This is a genomic window from Streptomyces sp. GbtcB6 (assembly GCF_019091475.1).
Classification (GTDB): domain Bacteria; phylum Actinomycetota; class Actinomycetes; order Streptomycetales; family Streptomycetaceae; genus Streptomyces; species Streptomyces hyaluromycini.
Genome location: NZ_JAGXJL010000056.1, coordinates 1 through 18,770, shown reverse-complemented (window position 1 = coordinate 18,770; position 18,770 = coordinate 1). Strand labels below are relative to the sequence as shown.

16 protein-coding genes and 1 pseudogene are annotated in these 18,770 nt (G+C 73.1%); 8 read left to right on the top strand and 9 right to left on the bottom strand.

Translation table 11 applies throughout. From position 1 onward, the window contains the following. Nucleotides 1-68 precede the first annotated feature (68 nt). Complete coding sequence (locus tag KVT45_RS46110) at nucleotides 69-2,429, bottom strand: ABC transporter permease (protein WP_217555916.1); 2,361 nt, start codon at nucleotides 2,427-2,429, stop codon at nucleotides 69-71. Further along, the gene (locus KVT45_RS46105; protein WP_217555915.1) at nucleotides 2,426-3,118 is read right to left on the bottom strand and encodes an ABC transporter ATP-binding protein; all 693 of its coding nucleotides are present in this window, start codon (nucleotides 3,116-3,118) and stop codon (nucleotides 2,426-2,428) included. The genes KVT45_RS46110 and KVT45_RS46105 overlap by 4 nt, the downstream gene beginning before the upstream one ends. A 173-nt stretch (nucleotides 3,119-3,291) precedes the next feature. On the opposite strand from KVT45_RS46105, the gene KVT45_RS46100 reads away from it, so the two are divergent. The 3 genes from KVT45_RS46100 to KVT45_RS46090 all read left to right on the top strand — a co-directional run bounded on the left by KVT45_RS46100 (nucleotide 3,292) and on the right by KVT45_RS46090 (nucleotide 6,598). Further along, nucleotides 3,292-4,527 (top strand): sensor histidine kinase, encoded by a 1,236-nt coding sequence (locus KVT45_RS46100; RefSeq protein ID WP_217555913.1) that lies wholly within the window; start codon nucleotides 3,292-3,294, stop codon nucleotides 4,525-4,527. Then, entirely contained in the window at nucleotides 4,524-5,198 is a 675-nt protein-coding gene (locus KVT45_RS46095) for a response regulator transcription factor (RefSeq protein ID WP_308311072.1), read from the top strand. Before KVT45_RS46100 ends, KVT45_RS46095 begins: the two co-directional genes overlap by 4 nt. 68 nt (nucleotides 5,199-5,266) lie before the next feature. Further along, a complete protein-coding gene (locus KVT45_RS46090; protein ID WP_217555911.1) occupies nucleotides 5,267-6,598 on the top strand; it encodes an enolase C-terminal domain-like protein in 1,332 nt (443 codons plus the stop codon). A 4-nt stretch (nucleotides 6,599-6,602) separates the two neighbouring features. On the opposite strand, the gene KVT45_RS46085 is transcribed toward KVT45_RS46090, so the two are convergent. After that, nucleotides 6,603-8,201 carry an MFS transporter gene (locus KVT45_RS46085; RefSeq protein WP_217555908.1) on the bottom strand — a complete coding sequence of 533 codons (1,599 nt, stop codon included), beginning with the start codon at nucleotides 8,199-8,201 and terminating at the stop codon, nucleotides 6,603-6,605. A gap of 190 nt (nucleotides 8,202-8,391) precedes the next feature. Between KVT45_RS46085 and KVT45_RS46080 the strand changes: the two genes are divergently transcribed. Then, nucleotides 8,392-9,387, top strand: a complete 996-nt coding sequence (locus KVT45_RS46080; protein WP_217555907.1) for an Lrp/AsnC family transcriptional regulator — start codon at nucleotides 8,392-8,394, stop codon at nucleotides 9,385-9,387. A gap of 211 nt (nucleotides 9,388-9,598) precedes the next feature. Here the strand turns inward: KVT45_RS46080 and KVT45_RS46075 are convergent, their stop codons facing one another. From KVT45_RS46075 to KVT45_RS46060, 4 genes are all read right to left on the bottom strand, one after another. Next, nucleotides 9,599-10,861: a cytochrome P450 gene (locus tag KVT45_RS46075; RefSeq protein WP_217555906.1), complete on the bottom strand. Its 1,263-nt coding sequence runs from the start codon at nucleotides 10,859-10,861 to the stop codon at nucleotides 9,599-9,601. A gap of 89 nt (nucleotides 10,862-10,950) precedes the next feature. Further along, entirely contained in the window at nucleotides 10,951-11,700 is a 750-nt protein-coding gene (locus KVT45_RS46070; protein WP_217555905.1) for an SDR family NAD(P)-dependent oxidoreductase, read from the bottom strand. Nucleotides 11,701-11,738: 38 nt separating this feature from the next. Then, nucleotides 11,739-13,322, bottom strand: a complete 1,584-nt coding sequence (gene mdlC / locus KVT45_RS46065) for a benzoylformate decarboxylase (RefSeq protein WP_308311071.1) — start codon at nucleotides 13,320-13,322, stop codon at nucleotides 11,739-11,741. 251 nt (nucleotides 13,323-13,573) lie between these two features. Next, a complete protein-coding gene (locus tag KVT45_RS46060; RefSeq protein ID WP_217555902.1) occupies nucleotides 13,574-14,578 on the bottom strand; it encodes a zinc-binding dehydrogenase in 1,005 nt (334 codons plus the stop codon). Between the two features lie 72 nt (nucleotides 14,579-14,650). Here KVT45_RS46060 and KVT45_RS46055 point away from each other — a divergent pair, with 72 nt between their 5' ends. Further along, complete coding sequence (locus tag KVT45_RS46055; RefSeq protein ID WP_217555899.1) at nucleotides 14,651-15,055, top strand: tautomerase family protein; 405 nt, start codon at nucleotides 14,651-14,653, stop codon at nucleotides 15,053-15,055. Between the two features lie 491 nt (nucleotides 15,056-15,546). On the opposite strand, the gene wrbA is transcribed toward KVT45_RS46055, so the two are convergent. Further along, entirely contained in the window at nucleotides 15,547-16,149 is a 603-nt protein-coding gene (gene wrbA, locus KVT45_RS57060; RefSeq protein ID WP_254648340.1) for an NAD(P)H:quinone oxidoreductase, read from the bottom strand. Nucleotides 16,150-16,284: 135 nt separating this feature from the next. Beyond that, nucleotides 16,285-16,728, bottom strand: a pseudogene (locus KVT45_RS57055) (YceI family protein); the annotation flags it as partial. A 153-nt stretch (nucleotides 16,729-16,881) separates the two neighbouring features. Here KVT45_RS57055 and KVT45_RS46045 point away from each other — a divergent pair. From KVT45_RS46045 to KVT45_RS46035, 3 genes are all read left to right on the top strand, one after another. Beyond that, complete coding sequence (locus KVT45_RS46045; protein ID WP_308311070.1) at nucleotides 16,882-17,484, top strand: MarR family winged helix-turn-helix transcriptional regulator; 603 nt, start codon at nucleotides 16,882-16,884, stop codon at nucleotides 17,482-17,484. A gap of 71 nt (nucleotides 17,485-17,555) precedes the next feature. Continuing rightward, a complete protein-coding gene (locus KVT45_RS46040; RefSeq protein WP_217555897.1) occupies nucleotides 17,556-18,344 on the top strand; it encodes an acetoacetate decarboxylase family protein in 789 nt (262 codons plus the stop codon). Nucleotides 18,345-18,414: 70 nt separating this feature from the next. Continuing rightward, nucleotides 18,415-18,770 (top strand): thiamine pyrophosphate-binding protein (locus tag KVT45_RS46035; protein ID WP_254648338.1); only part of this gene is annotated, 356 nt, incomplete at its 3' end.

Here is an 18,770-nt window from a genome sequence, read left to right as displayed (position 1 = left end):
GGGGCCGGGGCGGCGGACCCCCTCAGTCTCATGGCTTGTCACCGGCGCGTCCAGAACCGGTCGTTGAGCTACTCGGTGCGCAGTGCCGTCGCCGTCCGGACGCGGGCCGCCCAGCCGGCCGGGAGCAGCGCGCCGAGGATCGCGATCGCCGTGCCGCTCAGGGCGAGGAGGAGCAGTTCGGGTGTCCGGTAGACGTCGAGGACCACGTCGGGCAGGCGCAGTCCGGCGCTGTCGCCCATGGCGGGCATGACGACGCGGTGCACGGCGAGGCCCAGCGGGACGCCGAGCGCACCGCCCGCCAGCCCCGGCAGGACGACCGAGGCGATCACCATCGCCACCGTCTGCCGGGGTGTCATCCCGAGCGCCTTGTGGATGCCCAGGTCGCGGATGCGCTCATGGGTGTCGAGGACGACCCCGCCGAGCACGCCGAGTCCGGCCACCGCCACCAGGATCAGGGTGAGTGCGGCCGCCAGCGTGTCGAGGGCGACCGCACCGTCGCTGCCGTTGACCGACTTGGTGTCGGTGGCCGAGACGCCGAGCGGCTTCAGGGCCGCGTTCAGGTGTCTCACGTACGCGTCGGCGTCGGTGCCCCGGGTGAGCCGCACGGAATGGTCGGCCGGGTGCAGGTCCGGGGCGGCGGTCCGGAGCGACGCGAGGTCCGTGAACACCCGCAGGCCCTGCTCGCCGACGTCGAAGACCTCGCCGACGATCCGGGTCCGCACCGGGGAGCCGTTCACGGTGAGGGTGACGGTGTCGCCCACCTCGGCTCCGCTCGCGGTCAGGAACGGGGCCGCCACCACCGCCTCACCGGCCGCCCGGACCCAGCGCCCGGACACCATCACGAACCCGCCCCAGGAGGCGTCACCGTCGTAGGCGATCACCGGCACGCCGCCCGTCACCCCGGCGACCTTGGCCTCGGCCGTGACGCTGCCGTACTGGTTGCGGGTGCCCGGCTGGGCGGCGATCGCGGCCTCGACGGCCGCGGCCTGTGCGGCCGTGACCTGGGGAGCGTCCGGCCCGACGGGTACCGGGCCCGCCGTCCGCCCGGCGCCCACGGTCACGTCCGCCGCGTTGTGGTTCTTGGCCGCCACCACCTCTCCCAGCGATGCGGCCATCCCGGTGGCGAAGGTGACCGCCGCCGTGCCGAAGACGACCGCCGCGACCATCGACGCGGCGCGGGCCGGGCGGTGGAAGGGCCGGGCCAGACCGAGGCCCACCGGCCGTGGCACCGGCAGCCGGGCCGTCAGCCGGGCCGTCGTACGGCCCCGGCCCGCCGCCGGGGTCCGGCCCACGGCCAGCGCGTCGACCGTGCGCAGCCGCCCGGCCCGCCAGGCGCTCAGCCACGCCGTGCCGGACACCACGCCCAGTACCCCGCCCACGACGGCCAGATCGACGCCGGCGGAGACCCCGAGTCCGACCGAGCCGTACACGGCCGCGGTGTCCGCCAGCAGCGGCGCCGCGAGCAACTGCCCGACGACCACGCCGAGCCCGGTGCCGATCGCGGCCGGGACCAGTGCCTGCGCCACATGGGCGCGGACGACCTGCCCCGGAGTGCAGCCGACCGCCTTCAGGACGCCGATCCGCCGCAGCCCGGTGCCCACCGCACCGGCGACCACGTTCCCGACGACCAGCGCCGACATCACCAGGCCCAGCACCCCGAAGGCGACCAGGAACGGCACGTACAGGGCGGTCTCGCGGGTCGCGAACAGCCTTACGGAGAGCCAGGACCGGGCGTCGGTGAGTGCTCCCTTCGGTACGGCCGCCGCCACCGCCGCGCGGTCCCGGGCGACCTGGGCGTCGGTGGCCGCGTGGGCGAAGCGGTACAGCATCTGGTAGCCGTCGGCCCGGCCGGACCGCGTGAGCCCGGCGATCTGCGCGGGCACCACCCAGGCGTCGGCGGTACGGCTCACCGACCGGGCCGTGCCGACCACGGTGAGCGCCGGACTGCCGGGCAGGCCGGGGAAGTCCAGCCGTTGCCCGAGCCGCACGGGCGGTCCGTCCGGGTCCGCCGCGAGCACGATCTCGCCGGTCCGCCGCGCCCACCGACCCTCGGTCACCGTGAGCCGGTCCACCGCCCCGCCGGGATCGGCACGTCCGACGACCGAGAGCGCGTCGACGACCGGCAGCGCGCCGGTGGCCGCCGGCGTGGCGGTCGCCGTCGGGAACGGGCCGGACGACCCAGTCACCCCGGACGCGTGTGCGGAGGCCGCGAGTTGGCCGGTGGTGGACCGGCGCGCGTCGAACTGCGCGGTGAGCTGGGCGCCCCGCTGCCGGGCGAAGGCATGGTCGAAGGGCGCCCGGGAGGCCACAAGGAGCGCACCGGCCAGCACGGAAGCAGTCACCGCCAGCAGCGCGGCCAGGGTGATGACCAGTGTCTGGGTACGGCGCCGGGTCATGCCCGACCGGACGACCCGGAACAGGCCGCTCATCGGACCGTCTCCGCCGTGACGTCGGTGGTGATCCGGCCGTCGGCGAGCTGGACCGTGCGCCGGGTGCAGGCCCTGGCCAGGTCGTGGTCGTGGGTGACCAGGACGAGGGTCTGGCCGTCTGCGTTGAGCTCCCGGAGGAGACGGGCGACGTCGGCTCCGGACGCGGAGTCCAGGGCGCCCGTCGGCTCGTCGGCCAGCAGCAGCGCGGGTCGGTTCATCAACGCCCGGGCCACCGCGACGCGTTGGCGTTGACCGCCGGAGAGCCGGCCGGGGTAGGCGGTCGCCTGGGCCGCGATGCCCAGCGACTCGAGCAGTTCCCCGGCCCGGCGGGCGGCCTCCCGCCGTCCCGTTCCCGCGAGTTGGGCGGGCAACGCCACGTTGTCGGCGACGGTCAGGTCGTCCAGCAGGTTGAAGAACTGGAACACCATCCCGACGCTCGCCCGTCGGTAGCGGGCCGCGCCCGCCTCGCCCAGCCCGTCCACCCGGACGCCGTCCACGGTGACCGTGCCCTCGTCCGGCCGGTCCAGGCCCGCGATCAGGTTCAGCAGCGTCGACTTGCCGCTGCCGGAGGGCCCCAGCACGGCGACGGCCTCCCCGGGTGCCACGGTCAGGGTCACGTCCAGCAGCGCGGGCGGTCCGGCGTCGTAACGCCGGGTCACGTCCCGCAGTTCGATCAGCGGTGTCGTCATCGGTGGGCCTCCGTCCCTCGGTGGCCGCCGACGCTAGGGAACGGGCCGGGCCGGGCACGACGGCCGCCGGGGGTAATCGCCGTACCGTGCCGGGGGTATGGCCCGTGGAGTCATCCTTGAGATGTAGTCGGGCGAGGGATGCCGGGGGAGCGTGCGGCGCCGAGAATGGGGCGATGACGACTGCACGGGTGGGGGAGCCGTTCCGGGAACGGCTGCGCGCGCTGGCCGAGCCGAGCGGTGCCGTTCCCGTGCCCACCGTGCGCGGCAGGCTCTTCGACGCCGCCCTCGCCCTGATCGTGCTGGTCTCCTCCCTCGACTACACGACCGGTGACCTCGACGACCAGGCCCACCGGCACAGCATCGTGGGGCTGGTCTGCCTGGTGTTCCTGGCCTCCGTGCCGCTCGTCTGGCGCCGCCGCTACCCGCTGGCCGTGCTGTGGATCGTGCTGGTGGCGAACGCGCTCACCCCTGGTGACGTCACCCGGCTCACCTTCTACGCCTGCGTCATCGCCGCCTACAGCGCGGCCGCCTACAGCCCCTACCGGCCGGCGGCGACGGCCACGCTCGCGCTGGCCGTGCTGCTCACCTTCGTGATCGGGAAGTCGGTACCGCACACTCCCTTCGGCGTCGATCCGACCGTGCCCACCCAGTACGTGCCGCTGATGATCTCCGCGCCGTTGGTCGTGGCCACGGTCGGGCTGCGCAGTTGGAAGGTGCGGGCGGCCGAGAGCCGGGTGCGGCTGGCGGAGGTGGAGCGGCGCCAGGCCGAGGCGCTGCGCAGTGCCGTGGAACACGAACGGGCCCGGATCGCGAGGGAGTTGCACGACGTCGTGACGCACAACGTCAGCGTGATGGTCATCCAGGCCGGCGCCGCCCGTAAGATCATGGGCAGTTCGCCCGAGCAGGCGCGCGAGGCGCTGCTCGCGGTGGAGGCCGGCGGCCGTACGGCGATGGGGGAGCTGCGGCAGGTGATGGGGCTGCTCACGATGGACGACGCCGAGGAGACGGAGCTGGAGCCGCAGCCGGGTCTGGAGCGGCTCGGCCCGCTGATCGACCGGACCCGGGGCACCGGCACCCCCGTCGAGCTGTCGGTCTCCGGAACGGTCCGGCCGCTGCCGGGCGGGGTCGAGCTGACCGCCTACCGTGTGGTCCAGGAGGCCCTGACCAACACCCTGAAGCACGCGGCCGGTTCGCGTGCCGTCGTGCGCGTCGACTACGGCGAGGACGAACTGCGCGTCGAGGTCACCGACTCCGGCGGCACCCCCGGACCGGCCGCCGCGACGGGCAACGGACGCGGACTGCTCGGGCTGCGCGAGCGGCTCGCCGTGCACGGCGGCACCCTGAGCAACGGGCCGCGCCCGCTGGGCGGTTACCGGGTCCGGGCCCAGATACCCCTGGAGGGCACGTGAGTTCGCAGGTGGGCGCGCCGCGCGTCGTCGTCGCCGACGACCAGGCACTGGTGCGCACCGGCTTCCGGCTGATCCTCGCGGCCGACGGCATCGAGGTCGTCGCCGAGGCCACCGACGGCCACGAGGCCGTGGACGCGGTGCGGCGCACCCGGCCGGACGTCGTCCTGATGGACATCCGGATGCCCGAACTGGACGGCCTGGAGGCGGCCCGCCGCATCCTCGCCACCCCCGACCCGCCGCGCATCCTCATGCTGACCACCTTCGACCTCGACCGGTACGTGTACGCGGCGCTGTCCGCCGGGGCCAGCGGCTTTCTGCTCAAGGACGTCACACCCGAGCACCTGACGGCCGCCGTCCGCACGGTCCGCTCCGGCGACGCGCTGCTGGCGCCCGCCATCACCCGCCGCCTCGTCGAACGGTTCGCCCGGGCCGGTACCGACAGCGCCGCCCTGCACCGCGACCTCGCCCACCTCACCCCCCGTGAACTCGACGTCCTGCGCCTGCTGGCCCAGGGCCTGTCCAACGCCGGCCTGGCCGCCCGCCTCCACCTCTCCGAGGCCACCGTCAAGACCCACGTCTCCCGCGTCCTCGGCAAACTCTCCCTGCGCGACCGCGCCCAGGCGGTGGTCGTCGCCTACGAGACGGGACTGGTCACCCCGGGCGGCCGTTGAGGGCCCGGTCCTGAAACGTACGGATCCGCTCCCTGGCCTTCGTCTTCATATGTAGATACTGTCTCTGTATGAGTCAGCCCTTCGTCACCCGTTTCTCCGTGTACCCGGTAGCAGGCCGGGACTCCATGCTCCTCAACCTCTCCGGTGCGCACGCCCCGTACTTCACCCGCAACGTGGTGGTCGTCGAGGACTCCGAGGGCCGGACCGGGCTCGGCGAGGTACCTGGCGGGGAGGCGATCACCCGGACCCTGCGGGATGCCGAGCCGCTGGTCGTCGGGTCCCGGCCGGGTGACTACCAGCGGGTGCTGCGGGCCATGGGGGAGGAGTTCGGCGGGCGGGACGCAGGCGGCCGCGGGGAGCAGACCTTCGACCTGCGCACCACCGTGCACGCCGTCACCGCCGTCGAGTCCGCCCTGCTCGACCTGCTCGGCCAGCACCTGGAGGTGCCCGTCGCCGCCCTGCTCGGCGACGGCAAGCAGCGCGACTCGGTACGCGTCCTCGGCTACCTCTTCTACGTCGGCGACCCCGACCGCACCGACCTGGACTACCTCCGCGAACCCGACGCCGACGTGGAGTGGTACCGGATCCGCCGCGAGGAGGCACTCACCCCGGAGTCGATCGTCCGGCAGGCCGAGGCGGCCTACGACCACTACGGCTTCCGTGACTTCAAGCTCAAGGGCGGAGTCCTGGCCGGCGCCGAGGAGGTCAAGGCCGTACAGGCGCTCAAGCAACGCTTCCCCGAGGCCCGGATCACCCTCGACCCCAACGGCGCCTGGTCCCTGCACGAGGCCGTCGAGCTGTGCCGCCCACTGCTCGGCACGCTCGCCTATGCCGAGGACCCCTGCGGGGCCGAGGGCGGCTACTCCGGGCGCGAGATCCTCGCCGAGTTCCGCCGGGCCACCGGGCTGCCCACCGCGACCAACATGATCGCCACCGACTGGCGGCAGCTCACCCATGCCCTCGCCCTGCAGTCGGTGTCGATTCCGCTCGCGGACCCGCACTTCTGGACCATGCGGGGGTCGGTGCGGGTGGCGCAGCTCTGCCACGAGACGGGGCTGACCTGGGGCTGCCACTCCAACAACCACTTCGACATCTCGCTGGCCATGATGGCCCACTGCGGTGCCGCGGCCCCCGGCGACTACAACGCCCTGGACACGCACTGGATCTGGCAGGAGGGACAGGAGCGCCTCACCGTGGAACCGCCGAGGATCACCGGCGGCGAGGTCGCCGTCACCGACGCCCCCGGCCTCGGCGTCCGTCTCGACATGGACCGGCTGCTCGCGGCCCACGCCCTCCACGAGGAGCAGCGGCTCGGCGCGGGCCGGGACGACGCGACCGGGATGCGCTACCTGGTGGAGGGCTGGACCTTCGACGCCAAACGGCCCTGCCTGGTGCGGTGAGCCGTCAGGCGCCCCGCGCCGCCGGGGCCTGCTCGGCCGAGGCCGTGGTGTGCCCCGCCGCCCTGAGCGTCCCCTGCTGCCGGGGTGCGCGCAGCAGGACCACCGCGACCAGGGCGGCCAGCAGCGTCAGGCTCCCCGCAGTGATCAGACACAGGCGCATTCCGTCCAGGAAGGAGTCGCCGAGCGCGCCCATCGTCTGCCCTGTGCGGGCGCCCAGGTCCAGGCCGGCGACCGCGCCCAGACCGTCCGCCTGCGCGGTCGTGACGATGCGGTCCTGCGCCGCGCCGGTGATCCCCGCGTCGGTGAGGTGACCGGGAAGCGCATCGAGGGCCCGGGTGGTGAGCAGCGCACCCAGGACGGCCGGGCCGAGGGCGCCGCCGACCTGCCGGAAGGCGTTGTTGCCTGCGGCGGCCATGCCGGCCAGGTGGTACGGCACGGAGGCCACCGCGGTCGCGGTCATCGGCGTCATGACGAAGCCCATGCCGAGGCCCAGCAGGGCGAGCCGCCAGGCCGCCGAGCCGAACGAGGTGTCGGCGGCCAGACCGGTCAGCGCGAACTGCGCGGCGGCCACCAGCAGCAGGCCGCCGGTGATCATCACCCGCGCCGATATCCGGTGCATCAGCCGCCCGGCCGGCCCGCCGACCAGCAGGGCCGCCCCGGTGACCGTCAGCAGCCGCCAGGCCGCCGCCATGGTGTCGAGCCGCTGCACCATGCCGAAGTAGAGGCTGAGCACGAAGAAGAACCCGATGAGCGCCAGGAAGCTGGTCATCGCGACCAGCGTGGTGGCGGTGAAGGCAGGGCTGCGGAACAGGGTCAGGTCCAGCATCGGGCTGTCGCTGCGCCGTTCCGCCAGCACGAACGCGGCACCGGCGGCCACGGCCGTGAACAGCGCCACCATCACCTTGACGTCGGTGAACGAGCCCGCCCCGCCCTCGATGACGCCGTACACCAGCGCGGTGACCGCGAGCGTGGCGGTGAGCTGGCCGGGCCAGTCCAGGCGGCGCCCGTGCGGTGCCCGTGAGTCGGGCAGCTGCCGCGCCGCGACGACGACGGCCAGGAGCGCGACGGGAACGCTCGGCAGGTAGACCCAGCGCCAGGAGAAGTGCTGGACGACCACACCGGCGATCAGCGGGCCGACGGCCAGGGCCGCCATCAGGCAGGTGGCCCAGACGCCGATGAACTTGCCGCGCTCCCGGTGGTCCGGCACCGCATGGCTGATCAGCGCCAGCGTGGTCGGCAGCAGCGCGGCCGCGCCGACGCCGGCCAGGGCCTGTCCGGCCCAGACGACCCCGATCGAGTGCGCGCACAGGGCGGTGACCGCGCCCGCGGCCGAGAACAGCAGGCCGGCCTGGAACACCTTCTTGCGCCCGTGGACGTCCCCGAAGACGCCCGCGGTCAGGATGAACGCGGCCATCGGCAGCACGAACGCGTCCTGCACCCATGACAGCTGGGCGGTCGAGGCGTTCAGCGCGGCCTGCAGGGCGGGCAGGCTCACGGCGACGGTGGTGACCGGAAGATAGGCGACGAAGACGCCCAGGCAGGCCATGACGATGGTGGCCGCCCGTCGCTCGACCGGCCCGCTCGCCGGTGTCGTGACGTTCACGGAGATACTCCTTCGCGGCGCACCGCACCGCGGTCGAAGGCCACCGGCGTGTCCGGCGGCCTGTGTCGTACGGGCTTCCGAGGGGAGACCCGCCGCCACAGCATCCGATCCCGCTCGCGCAACCGCCAACCAGGTCCGCTCACGGCCGCAGAATCCTCCAGATTGCTGATCCGCGTGGCAAACTTCCACCATGCTCGACGAGGTAGACCGAAAGATCCTCCGCGCTCTGCAGTGCGCGCCCCGGCTGCCCTTCCGCCGGATCGGCGAGGTGGCCGGGGTGTCCGAGCAGACCGCGGCCCGCCGCTACCAGGCGCTTCGCCGCAGCGGGGCGTTGCGGGTGGTGGGGCTGGTCAACCCGCGGGTGTACGGCGCCGCGCAGTGGGTCACCCGCATCCGCTGCCGCCCCGACCGGGTCGCCCCGCTCGCCGACGCCCTCGCCCGGCGCCCCGACATCTCCTGGGCCCACCTGGCCTCGGGCGGTTCGGAGATCATCTGCGTCATGCGCTCACCGCTCGACATGCCGCGCGAGGACGTCCTGCTCCGGCAGCTGCCGAAGTCCGCCTCGGTCCTGGACGTCAGCATCGACCTGATCATCCACAACTACGACGCGCCCGGCACCGCCGGGTGGACCGGCTACGGCGACAGCCTCGACCCCGAGCAGGTCCGGCTGCTGACCTCGGAACGACCGACCCTCACCCCTGGGCCCCCGCCCCCGCCGGCCGACGAGGACGCCCCGCTGCTCGACGCCCTCGCCCAGGACGGCCGCACCACCCACACCCGGCTCGCCGAACTCACCGGCTGGTCGCTGTCCCGGGTGGCTCGCCGGCTGGAGTCGCTGGAGAGCTCCGGAACCCTTGAGTACGAGGTCGAACTGCTCCCCGAGCGGCTGGGCCACCGGCTCAACGCCATCCTCTGGCTGCGGGTCGCCCCCGCTCACCTGGAGCGGGTCGGCGCGGAGGCCGCCCGGCACGACGAGGTCCCCTTCGTCGGTGCCATCAGCGGGGAGCACAACCTGATGGTCACCGTCGTCGCCCGCGATCCCGAGGACTTCTACCGCTTCCTGACCACGCGCATCGCCGTGACCCCGGGCATCGACGGCTACGGCGTCAGCATCAGCGTCCACCACCTCAAGAAGGCGGCATCCCTCATCTCCCGGGGCCGCCTGGTGCCACCGGCGTCCCTCTAGGCCCTGCCGTTTGGATCATCCCGGCGTCGCGGGGCCTGGCACGCACATCTGCGGCGTTGTCGTCACTCGCCGACGTCCCCCAGCCTTCGGCCGGGAGGTGCCCCCACCGCGTCGACTCCCTCCTCCGCCTTGCAGCTGCACGCACCAGGCCCCACTCGGGTCTGTCGAAAGGCGCAGCACCTCATAGCCAGGCTGATCCAAACGGCAGGGCCTAGACGGAATCCCCGGTGTCCCCGGAATCCCCGGTGTTCTCGGAAGCCACGACCGACACGGGCAGCCGCCGTACTCCGTGCATCAACAGGCCCGGCGCCCACTCCAGGTCCGCCTCGGCCACGGCCAGGCTGAGACCCGCCACCCGGCCTACGAACGCGGCGACCGCGACCTCGGCCTCCATCCGGGCCAGCGGAGCGCCCAGGCAGTGGTGGACGCCGTGACCGAAGGCGAGATGGCCGCCGGCCGGACGCTCCGGGCGGAAGGCGTCCGGGTCCTCGAAGCGGGCCGGGTCCCGGTTCGCCGCGGCCAGGGACACCAGCAGCATGTCGCCGCGCCGTACCGGGACGTCTCCCACCCGCAGGTCCTCGGTGGCGAAGCGCTCGGTCGCCGTCACCACCGGCCCGTCCAACCGCAGGAACTCCTCGACCGCCGCGGGGACCAGCCCCGGATCGGCGCGCAGCGCCTTGAGGAGGTCCGGCTGCCGGGCGAGGCCGAGGAGCACCGAGCCGATGAGGTTCGCGGTCGTCTCGTACCCGGCGATCAGCAGCAGGAAGGCCATGCCGACCAGCTCCGGGTCGGTGAGCCGGTCGTCGCCGGTGTCACCGGCCAGGGCGCTCAGCAGGTCCGGCCCGGGCTCGGCCCGCTTGCCGGTGATGAGCTCCGCCAGATACCCGCTCATCCATAGGTAGGCCTCCTCCCGGTCCGAACCGGCGACCGGGGCCACGATCTGCTCCGAGGCCCAGCGGAACCGGTCCCAGTCGCCCAGCGGCACACCGAGCAGTTCGCAGATCACCGCGATGGGGACGCGGGCGGCGAAGCCGTCGACCAGGTCCGGAGTCTCCGCGGCCAGTACGTCGTCCGCCAGCCGGGACGCGATCTCCCGGGTCCGCGGCCGCAGCGCCTCGACCCGCTGCGGGGTGAAGGCACGGGCCACCACCTTGCGCAGCCGGGTGTGGTCGGGCGGGTCCATGGTCAGCATGTAGTCGACCCCGACCTCGTCCCGGACCCCGCTCATCAGCCAGCCGGGCTCCAGCCCCGCGCGCTCGCTGCGCTTGGAGACCCGCGGATCGGTGAGCACCTGGCGTGCCGCCTCGTATCCTGTGACCAGCAACTGCGGCGGCGCACCGGCCGGTTCGCAGCGGTGCGCGGCCCCCGACTCCGTCAGCCGCCGCAGCGCCGCATGCGGGTCCGCCTGGAACGCGGACCCCTCCAGTACGGCCCGCAGTGCGGTGCCCTCGCCGCCCGGGGTGTGTGTGGTCATCGAGGTCTCCCGCCTGAACATATTGCTTTCGTCGGCAAGCATTATGGTCAAGTAGGGGACTGTCAAGGAGAGTTCGGACGCGGTGGATGCTAGAAACTGGCCCGTGTTCCGCCGTCGACCGTCACCATCGCGCCCGTGACGTAGGCCGCGGCCGGCGACAGCAGGAACGCGGCGGTGCGGCCGAACTCCTCCGGGGTGCCGAGGCGGCGCAGCGGGATGCCGGCGGCGGTGGTGTCGGCGTCGCCGGTGATCGACTGGAGTTCGAGCGTCCGGTCGGTCGCGATGTGGGCCGGGACCAGCCCGACCACGCGGATGCCCCGCGGGCCCACCTCCCCGGCGAGGGTCTTGGCGTAGCCGGCCAGTGCGGGCCGCAGGGCGTTGGAGACGGCGAGGCCGGGGATCGGCTCGTACACCGAGGTCGACAGGACGAAACCGATCACCCCGCCCTCGCCCAGCCGCGCGGCGACGGCCCGCGACAACCGCACCGCGCCCAGGAAGCCCGATTCGAAGGACGCCCGCCACTGTTCGTCGTCGATGCTGTCCGTGGTGCCCGTCGGCGGGCCGCCGACGCTGATGAGCACGCCGTCCAGCCCCTTGAACGCCTCGTGTGCCGCGGCCAACAGCCGGTCCGGAGTCCCGGCGTCGGCGTTGTCGGCGACGACCCCGACGGCCTGCCCGGGTCCGCCCAGCTCCGCCTCGGCCGCGGCCAGCGAGTGCGTGCTGCGCCCGCTGACCACCACCTTGGCGCCGCCGGAGGTCAGCTCGCGGGCGGCGGCCAGGCCGAGACCACGGGTGCCGCCGGTGACGATGTAGACGCGGTCCTTCAGTCCGAGATCCATCTCTGCTCCCCAGCTCCCGATCTACTCCCGTGCGCCCGTCACAGCATGGCCTTCTGCGGCTGGGTGGCCACCACGATGACGGTGGTGGTGTCCGCGGTCAGGGCCGCCTTGAACTCGCGCTGCAGGTCCTCGGTCGTGTCGACGTCGACCGCGCGGCAGCCGAAACCGCGGGCCACACCGGCGATGTCGAGACCGGGCAGGTCGAGGCCGGGCACGCCCGGCGTCTCCTCCAGGACCGCGAACGACTTGAGGATCGAGTACTCCTGGTTGCGCATCACGACGTAGACGATCGGCAGCCGGTGCTGCGCCGCCGTCCAGACGGACTGCACGGAGTACTGGAAGGAGCCGTCGCCGATCAGCCCGACGACCGGCCGGGGCACACCCCGCTGCCGGTCGGCCAGGGCCACCCCGACGGCCGCCGGCGCGCCCCATCCGATGCCGCCGCTGGCGGTGGCGAAGAAGGACCCGGTCCGGGTGGTGGGCAGCCACTCGATCTGCTGGGCCATCGTGGAGGTCGACTCGTTGACGATGACCGCGTCGGCCGGCTTGACGCTGCTCAGGGCGGCGTACACCTCCGGCGGGGTCAGCGGGCTGTTCGGTGCCTCCGGGAGCACCCGGGGGCGCTCCATCGGCTGCGGGGCGGTCCGGGCGGATCCGTCCTCGACCGTGACCAGGAGCAGCTCGATCGCCGTCTTGGGGTCCCCCAGCAGGCTGTCGCCCACCCGCGCCGCGGCGGCCACGTCGGGGTTGCCGGTGATCTGGAGGAGTTCGGTGCCGTCGGGCAGGTAGGAGCCCGGCACGTAGGGGTAGTAGCGGAAGACCTCCGCGCCGACCACCACCACGAGGTCGTGCCCTTGGAGGCGGTCGCTGATGGTCTTGACCGACATGCCGAGGGGGCCGCGGAAGAGCGGGTGGTCCTCGGGGAAGGAGGCGCGGTCCAGGAGCGGGGAGCCGTAGACGGCCGCGCGCAGTTTCTCCGCGAGCGCGACGGCCACGTCCCAGCCGCCGGCCTTGTCGACCTCAGGACCGAAGACCAGTGCCGGATTCCTGCTGGCGGAGATGCGGTCCGCGAAGGTGCGCAGCCGGTCCGGGTCGGGCACCACCCGGTTGCTGAAGGTCCGCATGCGGGTGAAGCCGGACAGCGGCCGCTTCCAGTCGTCCATCGGCACGGACAGGTAGACGGGACCGGCGGGCGGCTGCAGGGCCATCGCGTAGGCCCGCAGGAACGCCTCGGGCACGTCCTCGGCGCGGGCGGGTTCGTACGACCACTTCACCCACGGCTTGGGCAGCGTGGTGGCCTCCCGGTTGCCCAGGTAGGGCTCGCCGATCAGCAGTTCCCGGTGCTGCTGGCCGGAGGTGACGATCAGTGGGGTGTTGCCGTGGTAGGCGGCGACCAGGTTGCCGACGGCGTTGCCCAGCCCGGCCGAGGAGTGCACGTTGACCAGTGCGGGCCGGCCGGTGACCTGGGCGAAGGTGTCCGCCATCGCGATGACGGAGGCCTCCTGCAGGGCGAGTACGTAGGTGAAGTCCTCCGGGAACTCCTGCAGGAACGGCTGTTCGGTGGACCCCGGATTCCCGAAGACGGTGGTGAGGCCTAGGGAACGCAGCAGATCGTAGGTCACGCTTCGGACGGTGGCTTGTGCGGTCATGGCAGCCTGCCAGCTTTAGTGCCGGGCCCGATATCGGGATGATCCGTCCCATCCTGACCCGGGCACGGCCGCCACGCCTTCCGTCCGATGACTGAAGGGTCTGCTGAAACGACGGCGCACCCGGGCCTCATCCGGGCCGCGCACGGCCGGGTGACCGTACACCCCGGTTCCGGCGTCAGTCGGATGACCGAAGCCGGGACACCTTGGGCCGTCGGAGTGTGGTGTCAGCCGTTGGGTGCGACGAACACCTTCATGACCTCGGCGGAGCGCAGGGCGTCGATGGCCCGCAGGGCCTCGCCGACCGGGACGATTTCCGTGGTGAGGTCGTCGACGCGGATGTCGCCGCGGGCGTGCAGGCCGACGGCGTCGTCGAACTCGGAGCCGTACACGAACGACCCACGGTTGGTGATCTCCTTGAGCAGGACGACATCGGGGTCGAAGCCGCCGCCGGGCCCCGCCCCCACGTTGACCAGCACCCCGCCTGGGGTCAGCAGCCGCAGGGCCTCCGCCCGGGCCGCCGCGTTGCCCGAGCACTCGAACACCACGTCCACCGTGGACTCGGCGAGCTCGGCGCCCGACTCGGCCGGGCTCAGGGTCAGATCGGCGCCGGAGGCCGGGCCGAAGCGGCGGCGCTCCGGGGCCGGCTCCACCAGGACGACCCGGCCCGCGCCCCGGTGGGCGGCGATACGGCAGGCCAGCTGGCCGATCGGGCCGCCGCCGAACACCGCCACGGTGGCGCCCCCGAGGCCACCGGCCAGGACCGCGGCCCGCAGTGCGGTGGCCGTCGGCTCGACCCAGGCGGCCTCCAGGCGCCCCATCGAGGCGGGCAGCGCCCGCAGGGTGCCCGGGAAGACGGCCATCCGCCGGGCGAGGGCGCCGTCCATCTGGAGCCCGAGCGCGGTCTCCATGGTCGCCTGCCGGCAGAAGTTGGGCCGCCCCGAGAGGCAGTACGTGCAGTGGCCGCACACGTTGCCGTTCGGGTTGACGGCGATCCGCTGGCCCACCTTCCAGTCCCCGGCCTCGTCGCCCACGCGGGTGATACGGCCCGAGGGTTCGTGGCCCATGACGAAACCGCCGCGGTAGACCTGAGGCAGCTGCGGCGCGTGCAGGTCACTGCCGCAGATGCCGCACAGGTCGACCTCCACGATCACCTGATCGGGACGGAGGCCCGGCTCGGGCCTCGACTCCAGCACGATCTTCCGGTCCACACCCAGGACCACCGCTTCCATCACGGCCCTCGCCGCCCTTCCGTCGTCGCCGTGAGCGATTCCGATTCCGCCCCTGTCCGATGAGGAGCCGAAATGCCCGTCTACACCTGCACCGCAGCGCAGGGAACGCTGACCGGTGAGTCGAAGGCCGCGCTGGCCGCCGAGATCACCCGGATCCATGTGGCGATCAACCATGTGCCGCCGGCCTACGTCAACGTGATCTTCTCCGAGCCGCCGCCGGACAGTGTCTACGTCGGCGGGGAGCCCGGAGCCCCGCTGATCGTCTCCGGCTGGGTCCGGCGGGGACACCCCCAGGAGGAGGCGACACGGCTGGCGCTGGACCTGTCCTCGGCCGCCGCCCGCGTCACGGGCGTACCGGAGGGCCACGTCATGGTCGTGCTCCAGGACGGCCCCGCCCGCTCCGCCGTGGAAGGCGGCCTGGTCCTGCCCGAACCGGGCGAGGAGAAGGAGTGGCTGGCCCGGAGGGGCGAGTCCTGACCGACGTGCCCAGCTGCCCCGGGCGAACGCCCTGGGCTCCGGTCGCCCCTGCTCCTGCCGCGCGACGGTCGCCCGCCGACCTCGCCGGACGGCCCTTCGCCGACGGTGCCGTGCGCCCGGGGGCCTGTCGACTGCTTCACAGAAGAGGCTGGTCGCTCGCGGATCTCTTCGAAGGCACCGAGCGCCTGCCGCCCCTTTGCGGACGACGGGCCGCCGGGTGACGCCTCCGAAGAAGGCTGCCGCCCCTGGGGAGGGGCTGATCGCCGCTCCGCGGGGAAGCGCCGCCCGCCTGCCCCCGGAGAAACAGCTTCTCGCCGCCTCAGGGGGAAAGTTCGCCTGGTCGCAACGGCCGCGTTTCGGCACTCGCAGCCCCCCGACCGCGTCCCTCCGGTCCTTGCGCCCTGACCGTGTGCCCGGCGGCAGCCCCCTGCCGCCGGGCACACGGCCGTCTGTGCGGCCGTCCGGCACGTGGCCTCGCTCGCGGCCGGTGGTTACGCGGCCTGGAAGCGGGCGGCGATCGCGGCCACCCGCTTGCCCTGGTAGACGGCGGCGGCGCGGGCGGTGTCGTCGACGGGGATCGCACCCTGGCCGTTGACGTGGCTGGTGCCGTAGGGGTTGCCGTCCACGAACTTCACCGGGTCGGTGTAGCCCGGGGTGACGAGGATGCCGCCGAAGTGGTGGACGGAGTTGTAGAGCGCGAGCAGCGTGGACTCCTGGCCGCCGTGCGCGGTGGCCGTGGCGGTGAAGCCGCTGTAGACCTTGTCGGCCAGCTTGCCCTGGGCCCACAGCCCGCCGAGCGTGTCGATGAACTGCTTCAGCTGGCTGGCGATGTTGCCGAACCGGGTGGGGGTGCCGAAGACGACGGCGTCGGCCCACTCGATGTCCGCCGGGGTGGCGATCGGGATGTCCTTGGTGGCCGCGGCATGCGCCGACCAGGCGTCGTTGCTCGCGATGGCCTCCTCGGGCGCGAGCTCGGACACGCGCAGCAGCCGTACCTCCGCACCCTCCTTGCGGGCGCCGTCGGCCACGGCCTCCGCCAGCTCGTGGACGGTACCGGTCGACGAGTAGTAGATGACCGCGATCTTGGGAGACATGGGGAGTTCCTCTCGCTGTGCTGCGCTCTCGACGGCGGACGCCGCCTCGGTCTTCTGGACGGATGACGCCGCAGGGTGGGCGGTGGCGGACAGGGTGAGCCGCAGCAGACGCGCCGCGAGGCCCTTCGCCGCGGTCAGCCCGTGGCGGTACCGGTCGACGGTCGCCGAGGCCGAGATCTTCAGTGAGCCGTTCTCGACGGACAGGGAGTCCACCGCCAGCTCGACCGGTGCGCGGTGCCCGCGGACCGTGAGGTGCCCCTCGACGACCCAGGCGCCGCCCGCGCCGCGGCTCACCCCGGTCGACTCGAACCGGATCTCGGGGTGGCGCTCCGCGTGGAGAAACGCGGCGGAGCGCACGTGCTCGTCACGGCGTGGCGTCCCGGTGTGGAAACTGCCCGCCCCGATCACGGCGTGTGCGGTCGACCGGGTGACCGGTTCGGCGACCGTGATGCTCGCCGACTCCACCCGGAAGGTGCCGTTCACCTTGCCCAGACCGAACATGTGCCGCGTGGTGAAGCTGATGGACGACCGCTCCGGATCGACCGTGTAGGTCCCCGCGGGGGGCAATTCGACGCTCATGCCTTTCTGGCCTCTCGGTTGGCGTCGCGCGGCTGGTCCGCTGCGGCGCTGTTGCTTGCCTTGGCAAGTATCCTGGCGGTGTCGAAATGCTTTGTCAAGCAAGTAATCCTGTGCTTCAGTGGGAAGGGCCGGACAACGAAGGGAGGTCAGCACGTGTCACCGCAGTCGCCGGAGCCCACGTATCCGCTGAACAACGACGAGGAACGCCTCTGGCGTGCGCTGCAGCGGATGCTGGTGGCTCTGCCCCGGGCGCTCGACGAGGACCTGCTCTGCGCCACCGGCCTGTCGCTCACGCAGTACATCGTCCTGGCCAACCTCTCCGAGGCCGACGGAAACAGCCTGCGCATGACCGAACTGGCCACGGCGGCGGCGCTGTCCGCGAGCCGTATCACCAGGGTGGTGGAGCACCTGCGGGACCAGGGCCTGGTGACCAAGCGGCGGCACTGCACGGACGCCCGCGGGTACGTGGCCGAGCTGACCGAGGCCGGCCTGCTGCGGCTGGCCGGCGCCTATCCGGCGCATCTCGCCAGCGCGCGCAGACGCGTCATGGACCAGCTCGACCCCGCCCTGGTCCAGCGGCTGGCCGGGCAGATGCAGTCGGTGGCCGACCCGCTCGCCTCCCCCTGCGAACGCGGCGCGGGGCCCCGGGAGCGCCCCGTGCGGCAGGAGCGCCCCGCGGCCGGGGACGGCGGCGGGTGCGGCGAGGAGCCTCCGCGGTACCCGGACGTCTCCAGCTACCGCGAGGCAGTCATTTGACCCAAGCCGGGGAGCGGTGTCCGTGCGGAACATGGTCCCTTCCAGCGCGCCCACCCTCTCTGGAGGCCCCCATGCTGCAGGGCTACACCTACCCGCTGTCGCCGCGCGGAGAGGCGAACCTCGCCTCGGCTCCGCCGTGGCACTACGCCGGGGACATCGTCGGCGTCGAGTTCTGGACCGACCCGGCGGCCGCCGCGGCGACCCTCCCGGAGGGGCTCACCCCCGACACCGGGTCCGACGGGCGGGTGGTCGCGCTCTTCGTCGACTGGCAGTTCTCGGCGGAGCACGACGAGTACCTCGACCCGGTGCGCAGCCAGTACCGCGAGTTCATGCTGCTGGTGGACGCCCGGTTCCGGGGCGAGCCGGTCTCCTGGTGCCCGTACATCTACGTCGACAACGACCTCGCCATGGCCCGCGGCTGGGTGCAGGGCTTCCCGAAGAAGCTGGGCTCGGTGCACCAGACCCGGGTCTTCGCCTCGCCCGGCAAGGCCTCGCCGTCCCTCGCCGCCGGCGGGAGGTTCGGCGCGTCCCTGTCGGCGGCCGGGCACACCCTCGCCGAGGCGCGGGTCACCCTGGAGCAGCCGGCGAGCGACCCCGCGGCCCTGTTCCGGCCCACGGTCAACCTGCGGCACTTCCCGACGCTGGCCGTCGGGCAGTACGACAAGCCCGCGGTGCACGAGCTGGTGATGGCCGAGTTCTCCGAACAGGCCCTCGCCGACGTCTGGGTCGGCTCCGGCGACATCAGCCTGTTCCCGGCCCGCGGCGAGGAGCTGGCGGACCTGGCCCCGGTGCGCACCGGCACCGGCTTCCGCGCCTCGATGTCGTACACCGTGACGGCCGTTCGCCTGCTCAGCGAATAGCGGAACAGGACCGGGACCGCCCGCACGACCCTCCGAGCCTCCGCACGACCGCCGTACCGAAAGGAAGCTGATGCACACCATCGCCGACCTCATAGTCGACGGCCTGCGGAACGCGGGCGTCTCCCGGATCCACGGACTGCCCGGCGACTCGCTCAACGGACTGACCGACGCCCTGCGCAGGAATCCCTCGGTGACCTGGGAGCACTACCGGCACGAGGAGGCGGCGGGGTTCGCCGCCGCGGGCGAGGCCGCGGTCACCGGCTCGCCCGCGGCCTGCGCCGGCAGCTGCGGACCGGGCAACCTCCACCTGGTCAACGGCCTGTTCGAGGCCCAGCGCAGCCGCCTCCCGGTGCTCGCGATCGCCGCGCACATCCCGGGCCCGGAGATCGGCACCGGCTACTTCCAGGAGACCCACCCCCAGGAGCT